The organism is Streptomyces sp. NPDC034111, assembly GCF_055575375.1.
In genome coordinates, this window is record NZ_JBVIST010000002.1 from 789,385 (window position 1) to 805,286 (window position 15,902).

Annotated in this window: 15 protein-coding genes; 6 read left to right on the forward strand and 9 right to left on the reverse strand. The window is 69.9% G+C overall.

Features of this window, described 5'->3' with window-relative positions:
* Positions 1–191 precede the first annotated feature (191 nt).
* Positions 192–2,069 carry a serine/threonine protein kinase gene (locus ACZ55A_RS09330; protein ID WP_468836534.1) on the reverse strand — a complete coding sequence of 626 codons (1,878 nt, stop codon included), beginning with the start codon at positions 2,067–2,069 and terminating at the stop codon, positions 192–194.
* Between the two features lie 383 nt (positions 2,070–2,452).
* Here ACZ55A_RS09330 and ACZ55A_RS09335 point away from each other — a divergent pair, with 383 nt between their 5' ends.
* The 3 genes from ACZ55A_RS09335 (at position 2,453) to aceB (ending at position 5,328) form a co-directional block, all read left to right on the forward strand.
* A complete protein-coding gene (locus ACZ55A_RS09335) occupies positions 2,453–2,677 on the forward strand; it encodes a hypothetical protein (protein ID WP_468836536.1) in 225 nt (74 codons plus the stop codon).
* Between the two features lie 142 nt (positions 2,678–2,819).
* Positions 2,820–3,464 (forward strand): nucleotidyltransferase family protein, encoded by a 645-nt coding sequence (locus ACZ55A_RS09340; protein ID WP_468836537.1) that lies wholly within the window; start codon positions 2,820–2,822, stop codon positions 3,462–3,464.
* Between the two features lie 223 nt (positions 3,465–3,687).
* Positions 3,688–5,328: a malate synthase A gene (aceB, locus tag ACZ55A_RS09345; protein WP_468836539.1), complete on the forward strand. Its 1,641-nt coding sequence runs from the start codon at positions 3,688–3,690 to the stop codon at positions 5,326–5,328.
* 92 nt (positions 5,329–5,420) lie between these two features.
* Here aceB and ACZ55A_RS09350 read toward each other — a convergent pair whose 3' ends face one another.
* Complete coding sequence (locus ACZ55A_RS09350) at positions 5,421–6,821, reverse strand: M20/M25/M40 family metallo-hydrolase (protein WP_468836541.1); 1,401 nt, start codon at positions 6,819–6,821, stop codon at positions 5,421–5,423.
* A 296-nt stretch (positions 6,822–7,117) separates the two neighbouring features.
* On the opposite strand from ACZ55A_RS09350, the gene ACZ55A_RS09355 reads away from it, so the two are divergent.
* Positions 7,118–7,672: a TetR/AcrR family transcriptional regulator gene (locus tag ACZ55A_RS09355; RefSeq protein WP_468836544.1), complete on the forward strand. Its 555-nt coding sequence runs from the start codon at positions 7,118–7,120 to the stop codon at positions 7,670–7,672.
* A gap of 175 nt (positions 7,673–7,847) precedes the next feature.
* Positions 7,848–8,723 (forward strand): chitosanase, encoded by an 876-nt coding sequence (locus tag ACZ55A_RS09360; RefSeq protein ID WP_468836547.1) that lies wholly within the window; start codon positions 7,848–7,850, stop codon positions 8,721–8,723.
* A gap of 89 nt (positions 8,724–8,812) precedes the next feature.
* Here ACZ55A_RS09360 and ACZ55A_RS09365 read toward each other — a convergent pair whose 3' ends face one another.
* The 7 genes from ACZ55A_RS09365 to ACZ55A_RS09395 all read right to left on the reverse strand — a co-directional run bounded on the left by ACZ55A_RS09365 (position 8,813) and on the right by ACZ55A_RS09395 (position 14,849).
* Complete coding sequence (locus tag ACZ55A_RS09365) at positions 8,813–10,264, reverse strand: nucleobase:cation symporter-2 family protein (protein ID WP_468836656.1); 1,452 nt, start codon at positions 10,262–10,264, stop codon at positions 8,813–8,815.
* A 304-nt stretch (positions 10,265–10,568) separates the two neighbouring features.
* Positions 10,569–11,954, reverse strand: a complete 1,386-nt coding sequence (locus ACZ55A_RS09370; protein WP_468836548.1) for an 8-oxoguanine deaminase — start codon at positions 11,952–11,954, stop codon at positions 10,569–10,571.
* 191 nt (positions 11,955–12,145) lie between these two features.
* Entirely contained in the window at positions 12,146–13,093 is a 948-nt protein-coding gene (pucL, locus tag ACZ55A_RS09375) for a factor-independent urate hydroxylase (protein WP_468836549.1), read from the reverse strand.
* 7 nt (positions 13,094–13,100) lie between these two features.
* Positions 13,101–13,514, reverse strand: coding sequence for a hydroxyisourate hydrolase (gene uraH, locus ACZ55A_RS09380; protein WP_468836550.1), 414 nt, complete (start codon positions 13,512–13,514; stop codon positions 13,101–13,103).
* A complete protein-coding gene (gene uraD, locus ACZ55A_RS09385) occupies positions 13,511–14,032 on the reverse strand; it encodes a 2-oxo-4-hydroxy-4-carboxy-5-ureidoimidazoline decarboxylase (RefSeq protein WP_468836551.1) in 522 nt (173 codons plus the stop codon). The genes uraH and uraD overlap by 4 nt, the downstream gene beginning before the upstream one ends.
* Before the next feature lie 170 nt (positions 14,033–14,202).
* Positions 14,203–14,583 carry a helix-turn-helix domain-containing protein gene (locus tag ACZ55A_RS09390; RefSeq protein WP_468836553.1) on the reverse strand — a complete coding sequence of 127 codons (381 nt, stop codon included), beginning with the start codon at positions 14,581–14,583 and terminating at the stop codon, positions 14,203–14,205.
* On the reverse strand, positions 14,580–14,849 hold the full coding sequence (locus tag ACZ55A_RS09395) for a YkoF family thiamine-binding protein (RefSeq protein ID WP_468836556.1): 270 nt from the start codon (positions 14,847–14,849) through the stop codon (positions 14,580–14,582). The genes ACZ55A_RS09390 and ACZ55A_RS09395 overlap by 4 nt, the downstream gene beginning before the upstream one ends.
* A gap of 136 nt (positions 14,850–14,985) precedes the next feature.
* On the opposite strand from ACZ55A_RS09395, the gene ACZ55A_RS09400 reads away from it, so the two are divergent.
* The gene (locus ACZ55A_RS09400; RefSeq protein ID WP_468836558.1) at positions 14,986–15,825 is read left to right on the forward strand and encodes a TIM barrel protein; all 840 of its coding nucleotides are present in this window, start codon (positions 14,986–14,988) and stop codon (positions 15,823–15,825) included.
* Positions 15,826–15,902 lie beyond the last annotated feature (77 nt).

Genomic DNA, 15,902 nt, shown 5'->3' on the forward strand with positions numbered 1-15,902 from the left:
CTCTGCGCTGCTCGCGCCATACGGAGAGCGAAAATGATCGGTTCGCCGACCCGATCCGGGCACAAGGGCGCGCCAACACCACCGCTACGAGGGGCACCACACTCTTCGGTCCCTCGCGGGCCCGGCCCGCAAAGCGCGCAGGCAGGACCGCGGCGCGCGTCCTGCCTGCACATCTGCTCGTGCCCCTCGGCTCAGGAGTCCTGCTTGGGCTCCACCGCGTTGCGCCACACCCGGACGTCGACGGTCATATAGCTGCTCGGGTCCGACTTCGGTGCGTAGCCCTTGAAGGTGATCAAGGCGACATGGCCGTAGTCCGTGGTCAGGCACATCTGCGCGCCCTTGGTGAGCTGCTTGGCCAGGATGGTCTCGGTGAACCGGGTCTCGTTGCGGCAGGTGTCGAGCGAGCCCTGCTCACCGGAGTTGAGCAGCACCAGCTTGCCGGTCTCGGTGTCGACCTGGTCGTCCGAGTAGTCGTAGTCCTTGTAGGCGAAGTCGATGTCGGTGTCGTTGTCCGAGTTCGTCGGCTTCATCGACTCGTCGGCCATCGACAGGTGGTACTCGTCGGGCAGGTTGATGTCCTTGAAGTCGACCGGCTTCGGGTCCTGCACCGGCGCGGCCGGAGTGCTCGCCTCGTCGTCGTCGGGGTTCGCCGTCGCGTCCCCGGAGGGCGCCGGCGAGGCGCCGCCGTTCTTCGCCTTGTTGTTGCTGGTGGCCTGATTGTTCTTCTTCTGGCCGTCGGGCTTCATGAAGGTGTAGACGACGGCGCCGCCCGCGCCCGCGAAGGCCAGCAGGCAGACCAGCACGAGGGCGGTGACCAGCCCCTTGCGCTTCTTCTTCGGCGGCTGCGGGGCCGCCGGTGCCGCGGCCGCGGGGTGGGCGGCGGTCGGACCCGTGGCCTGCGGGCCGGAGTTCACCGGTGTGCCCTGCGCGGTGGCGCCGACGGTCGGTGCGTACGCCGCGGGACCGAAGCCCGGCGGCGGGGTCTGCGGGTGGTTCAGCTCGGTCGGCGCCGGCGGGACGGACGGCGCCGGGGCGGCCGGCGGCGGTACGGGGGCCTGGGTGGGCGGCTGCACGGGCTGCGTCGGCGGCTGAGCCGGGGCGGCCGGAGCGCCCGCGGTGGGGGCCTCCAGCGGGGGCGGCGGCGCCTGCGCGGGCGCCGGAGCCGCCGCGCGCGTGGTGATGTCGGCGGCCACAGCGGTGGGCAGCCAGTCCTCGGGGCGGCGCAGCTGCGTCTGACCCGAGGCCGCACCGCACAGCTCGATCACCTCCGCGACGGACGGCCGCGCCGAGGCGTCCTTGGAAAGGCAGCGGGTGACCAACTCCCGCAGCTCCTCGGGGAGTCCGCTCAGGTCCGGCTCTTCGTGGACGATGCGGTAGAGCACCCCGTGCGAGGTGCCCTCACCGAACGCCGGGGTGCCGATGGCCGCGTACGCCGCGACCTGGCCGAGCGCGAAGACATCGGTGGCGGAGGTGATGGTGCTGCCCGCGGCCTGTTCGGGCGCCATGAAGGTGGGCGTGCCTACCGTGACACCGCTGCTGGTGAGTGACGTTGCGTCAGCGGCGCGTGCGATACCGAAGTCGATGACCCGCGGGCCGTCGGCGGCCAGCAGCACATTGGACGGCTTCAGATCCCGGTGGACGATGCCCGCACCATGGATGACCTGAAGCGCCTCGGCGATCCCGGCGACCAGCAGCAGCACGGTCGGTACGGGCAGCTTGCCGTGCGCGGCGACCGCAGCGGCGAGCGAGGGGCCGGGCACGTACGCGGTGGCGAGCCACGGGCTCGGGCCTTCGGCGTCGCTGTCGATGACCGGCGCGGTGAACAGGCCCTGCACCCGCTGCGCGGACTGCACCTCCTGCTTGAACCGGCGCCGGAACTCGGCGTCTTCGCTGAACTCGGGCCGGATCACCTTGATGGCCACCGGGCGTCCGCCGGGCGTGTAGGAGAGGTAGACCTTGCCCATACCGCCGGAGCCGAGCCTCGCGGTGAGGCGGTAGCCGGCAATCGCCCGCGGGTCGTCGCCTTCCAGCGGCTGGAAGATTCCGGACGAGCCCACACTGTTTCCCACGACGTCCCCCGACTCAAGAAATAGGCCCACCCGCCACACCGACGGGCAGCCACGATGTCCGCAACGGGGCAGAACCTTATCCGGCCATGCGTCTCACCGTGACATCGCCGGTGGGTGAACGCGGCGCCATGTCCGAAGCGCCGCTTTCGCGACCGCATTTGCTGTTCAGCGGGGCCGTCCGGAGCCCACCGGCGCCCTGTTGACACCCCGTCGAACGTCCCTCGCGCGCGTTGCCCGGTTCCGGCCTGATGATGCGTCAGTACATGCGTTCCCCATGGCACCCGTTGGCGTGGGCGTCTGAAATCCGATGCGTACAGGGTGGCGGAATGGAGCATTCTCCCTTCCAAGGAAATATCCGGCATATCACTGGATCGGAGAAGGCCATGGAGCCCAACACCGGCCCCGGCAACGGCCCGAACCCTCACGACGTCAGCGTCGTACAGCTCATCTGTCGTGCGTACGGCCTGTCCGATGCCTCGGAGATCACCCTGGAGCACATACACCGGTATGTCTCCGAGCGGCGGCGCATGGAGGAGCGCACCCACCACCTACGGGAGCGCTTCCGGCCGAACATCCCCCGCCCGCGGGCGTCCGACGACGCGGCCTGACCAACCGGGCCACGCCCCCACTCGGCGCCCCGCGCTCGGGCAGGGCACCGTGCGCGACGTGATGCGGTAAGCAGTCCCCATGGCACCAACTGCACCGACATCACCGGGAGAACCATCGGCTTCGCCGCGGCCCGAGGGGAGGGTGGCCGGCCTGCTGCTCGCCGCGGGCGGCGGCCGGCGTCTGGGGGGACGGCCCAAGGCGCTGCTCGACCACCGGGGACGGCCGCTGGTCGAGCACGCCGCACGGGTTCTGCGGGACGGCGGCTGCGACCCCGTGCACATCGTGCTGGGGGCGGCCGCCGATTCCGTACGCGAACGAGCCGATCTCTCGGCGTACCACACCTCGGAGAACCCCGGCTGGGCGCAGGGCATGGGGTCCTCGCTCCGCGTGGGCCTCGCCGCGCTGGCCGGCTCGGGGGCGGAAGCGGTCGTGGTGTCCCTGGTGGACCAGCCGGGCATCGTCGCCGCCGCGGTGGCCCGGCTGATCGCCGCGTACGCCGCGGGCGCGGATCTGGCCGCGGCCTCGTACGGCGGACGGCGCGGCCACCCCGTACTCTTCGGCGCCGGCCGCTGGGCCGACATCGCGGCAACCGCCGAGGGCGATCGAGGCGCCCGCGCCTACCTCCAGCAGCATGCGGCCGCCCTCACCCTCGTCGAGTGCTCGGACATCGCCGAGCCGTACGACATCGACACACCGGAGGACCTGCACCGCCTGGATCAGGGCGGCCGGGCCCCGGAGCGGGACGATGGCGCCCGCAACCCGGACATCCGGGGTGATGGAGAGTGACGGACGTGGCACCGAGAGCCATTCGATCACCGCTTCTGTCGACCCGGAGAATCTCGACATCAACAAACCATTGAAGTTCCGCGATAAGGAAACTAGTCTCCACTGGTCAGAAGCGCCCTGTACCCGAACGGCGCCCGCGACCGTATTCCGGCGCCCGCGGCACCCCGTGCCGCCCGGCGTCCCGGCGGCCGCCAGGCACCGCCGCTGAATGGAGTGACAGCTCATGTCCGCACCAGCGCCGTCCCCGCTGGCCATCGTCGAAGTCGACCCCGCCCACACCCCCGAACGCCAGGGTGAGGTCCTCACCGACGCCGCGCTCGCCTTCGTCGCCGAGCTGCACCGCCGGTTCACTCCGCGCCGCGACGCACTGCTCGCCCGCCGCGCCGAGCGCCGCGCCGAGATCGCCCGTACCAGCTCGCTGGACTTCCTTTCGGAGACCGCGGCCATCCGCGCGGACGACAGCTGGAAGGTCGCCGAGGCGCCCGCCGCGCTCAACGACCGCCGGGTGGAGATCACCGGTCCCACCGACCGCAAGATGACGATCAACGCGCTCAACTCCGGCGCCAAGGTCTGGCTCGCCGACTTCGAGGACGCCTCCGCCCCCACCTGGGAGAACGTCGTCACCGGCCAGCTCAACCTGATCGACGCCTATGAGCGCCGCATCGACTTCACCGACCCCGCCTCCGGCAAGTCCTACGCCCTCAAGCCCGCCGAGGAACTGGCGACCGTCGTGATGCGGCCGCGCGGCTGGCATCTGGAGGAGCGCCACCTCCAGTTCGAGGGCCGTCCGGTGCCCGGCGCCCTGGTCGACTTCGGCCTCTACTTCTTCCACAACGCCAAGCGACTGCTCTCCCTCGGCAAGGGCCCGTACTTCTACCTCCCGAAGACCGAGTCGCACCTCGAGGCCCGCCTCTGGAACGACATCTTCATCTTCGCCCAGGACTACATCGGCATCCCCCAGGGCACCGTCCGCGCCACGGTCCTGATCGAGACCATCACCGCGGCGTACGAGATGGAGGAGATCCTCTACGAACTCCGCGACCACGCCTCGGGCCTGAACGCCGGCCGCTGGGACTACCTCTTCTCCATCGTCAAGAACTTCCGTGACGGCGGCGCCAAGTTCGTCCTCCCCGACCGCAACGCGGTCACGATGACGGCCCCCTTCATGCGCGCCTACACCGAACTCCTCGTCCGCACCTGCCACAAGCGCGGCGCCCACGCCATCGGCGGTATGGCGGCCTTCATCCCCAACCGCCGTGACCCCGAGGCGAACGAGAGGGCCCTGGCCAAGGTCAAGAACGACAAGGACCGCGAGGCCGGCGACGGCTTCGACGGCTCCTGGGTGGCCCACCCCGACCTGGTGCCGGTCGCCCGCGCCTCCTTCGACGCGGTCCTCGGCTCCAAGCCCCACCAGAAGGACCGCCTCCGCGAAGACGTCTCCGTCTCCGCCGCCGACCTCATCGCCATCGACTCCCTCGACGCAAAGCCCACCTACCAGGGCCTGGTCGACGCCGTCCGGGTCGGCACCCGCTACATCGAGGCCTGGCTGCGCGGCCTGGGCGCCGTCGCCATCTTCGGCCTCATGGAGGACGCCGCCACCGCCGAGATCTCCCGCTCCCAGATCTGGCAGTGGGTCAACGCCGGCGTCGTCTTCGAAGACGGCGAACACCACGGCGAACGGGCCACCGCCGACCTCGTCCGCCAGATCGCCGCAGAAGAACTCGCCGCCATCCGCACCGAGATCGGCGAGCAAGCCTTCACCTCCGGCAAGTGGCAGCAGGCCCACGACCTGCTCCTGAAGGTCTCCCTGGACGCGGACTACGCGGAGTTCCTGACGCTCCCGGCTTACGAGTTGCTGGGCTGAGGTCCTACGCGTCGCGAGGGCCGGTCCTGCTCCCCTCCCGGGGCGGCGGGGCCGGCCCTTGCTCATGGGAGGCGCCGCGGTGGGGCGGGCCGCTACGGGGTGGCTCCCGCGCGGTGGCCCGCGGCGTATTCGGACAGGAAGGCGGCCTCAGTGAGCAGGGTGTTGCGGAGTTCGGAGAGCAGGACGCGTTCGTCGGGGCCGTGCAGGTTGCAGAGGTTGTCCTCGGCGCCGAAGAGCAGGATCTCGGCGTGGGGCACTGCCTTGGCCAGGCCGTTGACCAGGGGGACGGAGCCGCCGGAGGCGATGTGGACGGGGTCGGTGCCCCAGGCGCGGCGCAGGGCGATGCGGGCGGCGCGGTAGGCGGGGCCGTCGGTGGCGGCTTCGTAGCCGGGGCCGGCGTCGCCGGGGGTGACGGTGAGCGGGATGCCGTACGGGCGGAGGCGCTGGAGGTGGCGGACGAGGGCGGCCTGGGCCTCCTTGGGATCCTGCCGGGGGTGTACGCGGAGGTTGAGCTTGGCGCGGGCGTGGGGGACGACGGCGGAGGCGGCGCGTTCGACGGGCGGTGCGTCCAGGCCGACGACCGTGACGGCGGGGCCGCGCCAGAGGCGTTCGCCCAGGCCGCCGGAGCCGAGGAGCGGGGTGCCGGGGGTGACGCCGGCGAGCTCGCGGAACTCGTCGTCGGTCAGGGTGGTTCCGGTCCAGGGTTCGCGGTGCAGACCCTCGACGGCGACATCGCCGTGGACGTCGTGGAGGGTGGCGAGCGCCTTGAGGAGGGTGAGCAGGGCGTCAGGGGCGGCGCCACCGTACTCGCCGCTGTGCACGGCGGCGTTGAGGGTGCGGACCTCGACGAAGACCACGGCGGAGCCGCGCAGGGCGGTGGTGAGGGTGGGTGTGCCGGGGCGGATGTTGCCGGTGTCGGCGATGATCATCGCGTCGCAGTCGAAGAGGTCCGGCTCGCTGGGCGGATAGGTGTCGAAGGCGCTGCCGTACTCCTCCTGCCCCTCGAAGACGATCTTGATGCCGACGGGTGGACGGCCGCCGTACGCCCGTAGCGCGCCGATGTGGACCATCAGGTTGGCCTTGTCGTCGGCGATGCCGCGGGCACGGATACCGCCCTCGATGTCGGTGGGTTCGAAGGGCGGGGAGGTCCAGAGCCGTTCGTCGCCGGGCGGCTGGACGTCGTAGTGGCCGTAGAGCAGGACGGTGGGGGCGTCGGGGGTGGGCGGCGGGATGCTGCCGGTGATGACGGGGGCGGTGGCGGGGAGGTTCAGCTCACCGATGTGGGCCACGCCGGCGTCCCTGAGGAGGGCCACGAGCAGGTCGCGGGCCTGGAGGACGGGTTCGGGCGAGAAGCCGGGGAAGGCGATCGAGGGGATGGCCGCGAGTCGTTTGAGGTCCGCGCAGACCCCGTCCATCAGCGAGTCGACGGTGGACTCCAGTGTGGCGGCCCCTCCGGGGCGGGGGCGGTGCGGGTCGTTGGCTTCCTGGTTCACCGCGGAACCCCTCTCCGTGACGCCGTCGGTACCGCCGGCCGGGCCTGGTGCGGGCCGGCCTGACTTCATGTTAGGAGTCATGCGGCATTTCGGGGTGAAGGAGTGGTTTGTGGGGGGGCGTGGTGGCTTCGGTGGACCGGGGTGGCGCTCGGCCGGGGGGCCGGTGCGGGGTGCGGTGAGGGCGTTTGCGGGTCGGGTTCGCGTCGGGCGCGGGGCATGGGCCTGCGGTACTATGTTTGTAGTGGATCGGCGCTACGAGCACTGTAGGGCCAAGGAGAGCAAGAAGGGCGCTCGGAGTGGCAGGGCGACGGGAACAGGTACTGGATTCGGCGATTCAGGTCCTGGGAAGCGAAGGGCCGCGGCGGCTCACCTATCAGGCCGTGGATACCGCGGCCGGGGTCCCGTCCGGAACCACGTCCAACTACTTCCGTAACCGGGCGGCCCTGATCGACGGCATCGTCGACCACCTCCAGACGCTGGAGCGCCGCAACTGGGAGCACTTCACCGAGGGGGCCGCACCGGCCGATATCGGTGAACTCGCCGATGCGGTCACCCGGTTCCTGCGCCACGCGACCGGCCCCGAGCGGGCCAGGACCGCCGCCCGCTTCGCCCTCTGCCTCGAATCCATGACCCGGCCCGGACTCCGCCCGGCGCTCACCCGCGGCCGGGAAGCCGCCGTCGACTGGGGCGCGGAGTGGCTGCGGCGCTTCGGCTCCCCGACCCCGCGGCGACACTGCGAGATCCTCTTCGACCACCTGGACGGGGTTGCCTTCCGTCAACTCGCCTTTCCGGTGCTCGACTTCGATCCGGGGCCGGGGATCGAGGGGCTGCTGAGAGGGCTGCTGACATGAGCAACTGGCGTGCGTGCGGGGAGGGTTGGGGCAGCGTGGCGCCTCGGCCGGCAGCCGGGCGGCTTCGGGCCGCCCCGTGTCGACGGGGTATCCGGCATCTCCCACGCCTGGTAGGAAAGCTTCCTAACGATTGGGGAACCCCCCACGGCTCGCTCCGAACTGGAGGACTGACTCCATGCGTACCCGATCGATAGGCGGCCGCCTGCCCCGGACCGCCACCCGCGCCGCCCTCGGCCTCATCCTGCTCGCCGTCCCGGCCACCGCCGTCGCCACCACGACGGCCCCGGCGGACCTCGCCCGCCCGGCAGGCAGCCACTCCGCCCCGCGCACCGTACGGGCCGCGGCCGGCCTCGACGACCCGGCGAAGAAGGAGATCGCGATGCAGCTGGTCTCCAGCGCGGAGAACTCCTCGCTGGACTGGAAGGCGCAGTACAAGTACATCGAGGACATCGGCGACGGCCGCGGCTACACCGGCGGCATCATCGGCTTCTGCTCCGGCACCCACGACATGCTCGAACTCGTCGAGCTCTACACCCGGCGCAAGCCCGGCAACGTCCTGGCCCCGTACCTCCCCGCACTGCGCAAGGTGGACGGCAGCGACTCGCACGAGGGGCTGGACCCCCACTACACCGAGGCCTGGAAGAAGGCCGCCCAGGACCCGGAGTTCCAGAAGGCCCAGAACGACGAGCGGGACCGGGGCTACTTCAACCCCGCGGTCAAGCAGGGCAAGGCCGACGGCATCGGCGTACTGGGGCAGTTCGCGTACTACGACGCGCTCGTGATGCACGGCAACGGTGACGACCGGACCAGCTTCTCCAGCATCCGCAAGCGGGCACTGGCCAAGGCGAAGCCGCCGGCCCAGGGCGGCGACGAGAAGACCTACCTCGACGCCTTCCTCGACGCCCGGGTCTGGGCGATGAAGCAGGAGGAGGCGCACAGCGACACCAGTCGGGTCGACACCGCGCAGCGGGTGTTCCTGAAGAAGGGCAACCTCGATCTGCACACTCCGCTGGACTGGAAGGTGTACGGGGAGAGCTTCCACCTCGGCTGATCCGGCCGCTCCTACCCCAACGGCCCGTACGGAAGCCGGAGTTCGGCGCTTCCCTACGGGCCGTTGACGTGCGCGGCGGCTGCCTGCCGTCAGTGCGCGGGCGTCGTCGCGGGTTCGCCGGGACCGCCCGCGGCGGCCCGGTCGGGCTGCTGTGAGAGCTGTGGCTCGTCGTGGGCGTCCCCGGCGGCCGCCTCGGCGCCGTCACCGTCCGGTGTCTTTCTGCCGAAGTGGTTGAAGGCGAGGTTGAGGACGATGGCGACCAGACAGCCGGTGCTGATGCCGGAGTCCAGGACGACCAGCAGGTCCTTGGGGAGGTTGTGGTAGAAGTCCGGCGCGGCGATCGGGATCAGGCCGATGCCGACGGCGGCCGCGACGATCAGGGAGTTGTCGCCCTTCTCCATCGCGGCCGAGGCCAGCGTCTGGATGCCGCTGGCGGCCACCGAGCCGAAGAGCACGATGCCCGCGCCGCCCAGGACCGGCAGCGGGACCAGCGAGATGACCGAGGCGGCCATCGGGCACAGGCCGAGCACGATCAGGATCAGACCGCCGGTCGCCACGACGAAGCGGCTGCGCACCTTGGTCATCGCGACCAGGCCGATGTTCTGCGCGAAGGCGCTGTTGGCGAAGCCGTTGAAGAGCGGGCTGATGGCCGAACCGAGGGTGTCGGCGCGCAGTCCGCCCTCGATGGTGCGCTCGTCCGCCGGACGGTCGACGATCTTCCCGAGGGCGAGCATGTCGGCCGTCGACTCGGTCATACAGACCAGCATCACGATGCACATCGAGACGATCGCGGCGATGTCGAACTGCGGGGCGCCGAAGTGGAAGGGCGTCGGGAAACCGATCGGGGCGGCCTTGGTGAGGGCGGAGAAGTCGGTGATGCCGACGGGGACCGCGATCAGGGTGCCGGCTATCAGGCCGAGCAGGATCGCGATCTGCTGGAGGAAGCCGCGCAGCACCCGGCGCAGTACGAGCACGATCAGGAAGGTCAGCGCGGCCATCGCGATGTTCGTCAGGGAACCATAGTCGGGTGCCCGGGAGTTACCTCCCTGTGACCAGTTGAACGCGACGGGGAGGAGCGAGATACCGATGAGGGTGATGACGGTGCCGGTGACCACCGGCGGGAAGAAGCGGACGAGCTTGGAGAAGTAGGGGGCGAGCAGAAAGCCGAGCACACCGGCGACGATCACCGCACCGAAGATGACCGGCAGCGCGTCGTGGGGGCTGTGAGCCTTGCCGATGGCGACCATCGGCGTGACACCGGCGAACGAAACACCGTTGACGAAGGGAAGCTTGGCACCGACCTTCCAGAAGCCGAGGGTCTGGAGGAGGGTGGCGATTCCCGCGGTGAAGAGGCTGGCGCCCATCAGGAACGCGGTCTCGGTGGCGCTCAGCCCGCAGGCCGGCCCCACGATCATCGGAGGGGCCACCACGCCCGCGTACATCGCGGCCACATGCTGGAGGCCGCTGGTGAACATCTTCAAGGGCGGGAGGGTCTCGTCGACCGGATGCTTCCGGTCCCCCTCCGACTTCTGCCCGGTCATTGCGGCCACTGCGGGCCTCCTTCGATTTCTGCGTCGCCGGCGGCCGGCGGTGCGAGGCTGTCACGGAGGGCTTGCCATGTGGTGCGTGGTGCGAGAAGTCGCCTGGTCAGCGGTGCTGCGTAGGGCCGCGCTTGTGGCGCGTGGACGGTGGCGGTGCGACCGACCGGCCCGGAGGTACGGGGAGAATCCCGCACCCCCGGGGTCCGGCTGCTTGTGGATCCCGCTCGGATCCACAAGGTCGGCCGGGAGCCGTCCCTCCCGGCCGAGTCGGGTGTGCGTCGGCCGTGTTACCGCGCCGAGGGGGTCAGCCCTCGGCGGCGATACGGGCCAGACGCTGTGCCTCCGCCCGCGCGGTGCGGGCGATGGCGTCCTCGTCGACGTTGGTCAGGTGGTTGTCCTCGACCACCGGCTTGCCGTTGACGAGTGAGAGGGTGACCGGTGCGGCCGCGCCGAAGACCAGCGCGGTGACCGGGTCGGCGATGGAGGAGTGGCCGAGGCCGTCCAGCTTCCACAGCACCAGGTCGGCGAGCTTGCCGGCCTCCAGGGAGCCGATCTCGGCGGTCCGGCCGAGGACCTGGGCGCCGCCGTAGGTGCCGAGCCGCAGCGCCTTGCGGGCGTTGAGGGCGGCCTCCTTGTGGGCGCCGAGGCGGTTGATCAGCAGCGCGTTGCGCAGCTCGGTGTGGAGCTCGCCGGACTCGTTGGAGGCGGTGCCGTCGACGCCGAGGCCGACCGGGACGCCGGCCGCGAGCATGTCGGGGACGCGGGCGATACCTGCGGCGAGGCGGGCGTTGGACGAGGGGCAGTGCGCCACACCGGTCTTCGTCCGGGCGAAGGCGGCGATGTCGGAGTCGTTCATGTGGACGCAGTGCGCCATCCACACGTCGTCACCGAGCCAGCCGGTGGACTCGAAGTAGTCGGTCGGGCCCATGCCGAACAGCTCGTGGCAGAACTTCTCCTCCTCCACGGTCTCCGAGCCGTGGGTGTGCATCCGTACGCCCTTGCGGCGGGCCAGCTTGGCGCCCTCCCGCAGGAGTTCGGTGGAGATGGAGAACGGCGAACAGGGCGCGGCGGCGATGTGCACCATCGAGCCGAAGGAGGCGTCGTGGTACGTGTCGATGGCCTCTTCGGTGGCCAGCAGGGCGCCCTCGGTGGTCTCGACGGCGAAGTCCGGCGGCAGTCCGCCGTCCTTCTCGCTGCGGTCCATCGAGCCGCGGGCCAGGGTGATCCGGGCGCCGATCTCGGCGGCCGCGGCCAGCTCGGCGCCGACGAGGTCGCCGGAGCCCTTGGGGAAGACGTAGTGGTGGTCCGAGGCGGTGGTGACACCGCCCTTGACCATCATGCCGAGCGAGCCCTGGGTGGCCGCGGCGAGCATCGTGGCGTCGATCCGGGCCCAGGTCGGGTAGAGCGCGACCAGCCAGTTGAACAGGTTGTGGTCGGTGGCCAGACCGCGGGTGATCCACTGGTAGAAGTGGTGGTGGGTGTTGATCAGTCCGGGCGTGACCAGGTGCCCGGTGCCGTCGACCCGGCGGACGACGTTCTCCAGGCCCTCCGGTGCCTTGCCCGCGCCGACGGACTCGATGATGTTGCCGGCGACGACGACATACCCGGTGGCGTACTCGGTGTCGTCGGCGTCGACGGTCGCGATCGCACAGTTCTCGATGACAATGCGCTGGGCTGCCGATGATGCCATCGTGCTTCCTCTTTCCGGTGATGGTGCGGGCACGGCAGGACCCTAGGAGGATTTGAGTGCCGGAACCGTGGAACGACTCCGGGTGCCGAAATATGGGAAGAACAGGTTGAACGGGACCGCGGCCCCATCCCGCTGCGGGGTGGGGAGGGGCCGCGAGGCCCGGCGTTGCGTCGTAGCCGCGCGGAGGCCGGTCAGAGGTTGGTCAGGTCCACCGGGATCCTGGGCTCGACACCGTCGCGCAGAACAGTGGCTTCGATCAGGCCGTACGGGCGGTCCGCCGCGTAGTAGACCTCATTGTCGTTCTTGAGCCCGAACGGCTCCAGATCCACCAGGAAGTGGTGCTTGTTCGGGAGGGAGAACCGCACCTCGTCGATCTCGGAGCGGTTGTTGATGATGCGCGAACCCATCTGGTACAGGGTCTGCTGGAGCGAGAGGCTGTAGGTCTCGGCGAAGGCGTGCAGCATGTGCTTCTTCACCTGGTCGTACGACCGCTCCCAGTTGGGCATCCGCTGCTCGTCATCGGTCCAGTTGAACCGCCAGCGCGCGGATACCTGTGTGGCGAGGATGCGGTCGTAGGCCTCCTTCAGCGTGGTGTACTTGTCCTTGATGTAGCCCCAGAACTCCGAGTTGGTGGAGTTCATCACCACGAGGTCCTTCAGACCGGAGATGATCTGCCACTGCTCACCGTCGTAGGTGATCTCGGCGAGGCGGGTCTCCTGGCCCTTGCGGACGAAGGAGTGCTTGACCTCGTCGGAGCCGATGAAGCGGGAGTTGGCGTCGGAGGTCTCGATCCGCTCCCAGGCGTACTCCTCGATGCGGATACGGGCCCGCTTGATCGGCTCCTGGCTGGTCACGAAGTGCCGGGCCAGGTGGATGCCGAACTGCTCGGCCGACTCGATCCCGTGCTCCTTGGCGAAGGCGTACACGGTGTTCTTGGTGGTGTCGGTGGGCAGGCAGTTGGCGTTGGAGCCGGAGAGGTGGACCTCCTCCAGGTCGCCGGAGAGGGCGACGGAGACGTTCAGGTCCTTGATGTGGTGCGTATCGCCGTCGCGGGTGATCTTGACGACGCGGTTCTCCGCTTTGCCGTACTGGTTCTGGCCGAGAATCACCGGGCGGGCCGGGCGGGAATGGGCAGTCATGTCGGTGCTAGCTCCCTCGGTATACGGAGTAGCCGAACGGGTTGAGCAGCAGCGGTACGTGGTAGTGCTCGCCCGGCTTGACGGCAAAGGTGATTGCCACCTCCGGGAAGAAAGCTCCGCTGTCCCTTACGCGGGGGGCGTCCTGCTGTTCCTCGGCTTGCGTGGGTTGGCTGTGCTCTTGGGAAACGAAGTACTCCTCGACGGCGAAGTCGAGGCGCACATGAGTGGTGCCTTCCGGCAGCGCGGGCAGGTCCTTGCAGCGCCCGTCCGCGTCGGTCCTGGACGCGCCGTGGGCGGTCCAGGCGCCGGCGCTGCCGGAGCGCACCGAGAGCGCGAGGGCGACACCCTCGGCGGGGCGGCCCACGCTGGTGTCCAGGATGTGCGTGGACACCGACGTCCTCGCAGCCGACTCGCTGCTCATGCTGCGTCTCCTTCTGCGTGCTCCGCGATACGGGCCAGGCGAATACGGTTGATCTTGCCGAGCTCCACCCGAACGATCTCTCGTTCCTGTTCCGGCGTGTTGTCGATCCGGTTACGGACCGCGTCGCGCATCTGCTCCCCGGTGCGGCCGGAGGCGCAGATCAGGAAGACGTGCCCGAACTTCTCCTGGTAGGCCAGATTGAGTTCGAGCATCTCCGCCTTGAGCGCGTCGGAGGCGCCGGCCATCCCGCTCTGCTCGCGGTGCGAGGTCGGGTCTCCCGGCTTCGGCCGGCCGATGGGCGGGTGCCCGGCCATCGCCTCGGCCAGGTCCTCCGCGCTCAGCTCGGCCATCGCGGCGTCGCTGGCCGTGTACAGGGCGTCGGGGGTGGCGTAGGGGCGCTGGGCGAGGATCTTGCTCTCCCATGCCCGGCTGGTACACACCTCGTGCAGTACGGCCCGTGCCGTACCGTCGTCGGCGGTGTTGAACCGGGCGAGCCCCGGGGACGTACTCGAAGACACGAAAAGCCTCCGCGGCCTGGTGCTGGACAGCTCTGCTTGGCTGGAAACAGCTAAGACCCCTGGCAACACCACGTCAACACTTTGTTGAAAACTCGGCGACACAAAAGCCGCCGTCCGGCAATTCCGGACGGCGGCTTCGCCGGTCGGGGCGGGGCCTGGCCCGGTTCACCTCAGTCGGTGCCCTTCGCGGCGTTTTCCCTGTTCAAGTAGTTGTAAACGGTGAAGCGGCTGACGCCCAGGGCACTGGCGACGGTCTCGACGCCGTGCCGGACCGAGAAGGCACCGCGGCTCTCCAGGATCCGCACCACCGACTGCTTGGTCTTGCGGTCCAGCTCCGCCAGCGGCATACCGTGCCGGCGCTGGAGCTCGGCGAGGATGTGGTCGAGCGAATCCGACAGATGGGGGAGCCGTACGGCCACCCGGTCCTGCCCCTCCCAGGTCAGCACGACATCGTCGCCCTGGGCCTGGTCCGGCGCGACCATCTGGCCGCCCATGGCGTCCACCAGCGGCTTGACCGCCTGGACGAACGGGTGGTCGGCGGGCTCGGTCACGTCGCATCCCCCTGGTCCGGCGCGGCTCCTCCGATCACATTGACCTGGAGCGAGACGCGCGTGGCGCCCGCCCGCAGGGATTCGCGCAGCAGCGCATCCACCGCGCCGAGGACCTGCTCGGCATCGCCCTCGGCCGTATTGCCGAACGGACCGACGTCGACGGCGTCCAGATCGGCGCCGGTGACGATCTCCCGCGCCACCACCGCATGCGCCGGCGCCTCGTCCAGGTCGAACGGCTCCGTCGTGAACTCAACTCTCAATCGCACGTCGCTCAACCTACGCGCGGTTCGGCCCGGCCACCAGAAATTGCCGTGGGGCCCCCTTGACAGCCTCCGAACCCGGCAGGCAGGCTTCCGTTAAGCAGAAAAGCAGTTCCACTATACGGAAGGAGCGCTCGGTTTCATGGGTTTCTCGGACATGCGCTTCAACGTCAATCTGTCGATGCTGTTCACCGAGCTTCCGTTGTTGGAGCGGCCGGCGGCCGCGCGGGCGGCGGGTTTCACGGCGGTGGAGCTGTGGTGGCCGTGGGTGGATGCCCCCACCCCGGAGCGGGCGGAGCTGGATGCTTTGCGGGCGGCGCTGGATGATGCCGGTACGCGCCTGGTGGGGCTGAACTTTTATGCGGGGCAGTTGCCGGGGCCGGACCGGGGTGCGCTCTCGGTGCCGGGTGAGGAGTCGGCGCGGTTTGCTGCGAATGTGCCGGTGGCGGTCGCCTTCGGCGCGTCGTTGGGCTGCACGGCCTTCAATGCCCTGTACGGCAACCGCGTCGAGGGGGTGGAGGCTGCCGTGCAGGATGAACTGGCGCTGGAGATGCTGGCGTTGGCCGCGCGTGCGGTCGCCGAGGTCGACGGCACGCTGCTGATCGAGGCGCTCAACCGGCCCGAGTCGCCGCGCTGTCCGCTGGTGAGCGCGCCGAAGGCGGTCGAGGTGGTGGAGGCGGTCAATGAGGCCACCGGGCTGGACAACGCCCGCTTTTTGATGGACCTCTACCACCTGTCCATGAACGGTGAGGATCTGGCGCAGGTCATCGACCGCTTTGCGGAGCGGACCGGGCATGTGCAGATCGCCGACAATCCGGGCCGCGGCGCCCCCGGCACCGGGACACTGCCCCTCGAAGAGCTTCTCGCCCGCCTGCACAAGGCTGGTTATGAGGGCTGGGTGGGGCTGGAGTACAAGCCCGGTGACCGCCGAAGCGCCGAGGCCTTCGACTGGCTGCCCGCCCCCGCCCGCGCCGCCCACTGAGCGCCACCCATCGACATCGCCCTACCCCGCAGTTGAGAGACGTCACACGGCAGTTGAGAGAGGCACTGATGAGCAAC

Excerpts from the sequence above, each read along its gene's own strand:
- aceB (WP_468836539.1), top strand. The coding sequence starts at position 3,688 with ATGTCCGCACCAGCGCCGTCCCCGCTGGCCATCGTCGAAGTCGACCCC.
- uraH (WP_468836550.1), bottom strand. The coding sequence starts at position 13,514 with ATGAGCAGCGAGTCGGCTGCGAGGACGTCGGTGTCCACGCACATCCTG.
- ACZ55A_RS09400 (WP_468836558.1), top strand. The coding sequence starts at position 14,986 with ATGGGTTTCTCGGACATGCGCTTCAACGTCAATCTGTCGATGCTGTTC.
- pucL (WP_468836549.1), bottom strand. The coding sequence starts at position 13,093 with ATGACTGCCCATTCCCGCCCGGCCCGCCCGGTGATTCTCGGCCAGAAC.
- ACZ55A_RS09335 (WP_468836536.1), top strand. The coding sequence starts at position 2,453 with ATGGAGCCCAACACCGGCCCCGGCAACGGCCCGAACCCTCACGACGTC.
- ACZ55A_RS09370 (WP_468836548.1), bottom strand. The coding sequence starts at position 11,954 with ATGGCATCATCGGCAGCCCAGCGCATTGTCATCGAGAACTGTGCGATC.
- ACZ55A_RS09365 (WP_468836656.1), bottom strand. The coding sequence starts at position 10,264 with ATGACCGGGCAGAAGTCGGAGGGGGACCGGAAGCATCCGGTCGACGAG.
- ACZ55A_RS09360 (WP_468836547.1), top strand. The coding sequence starts at position 7,848 with ATGCGTACCCGATCGATAGGCGGCCGCCTGCCCCGGACCGCCACCCGC.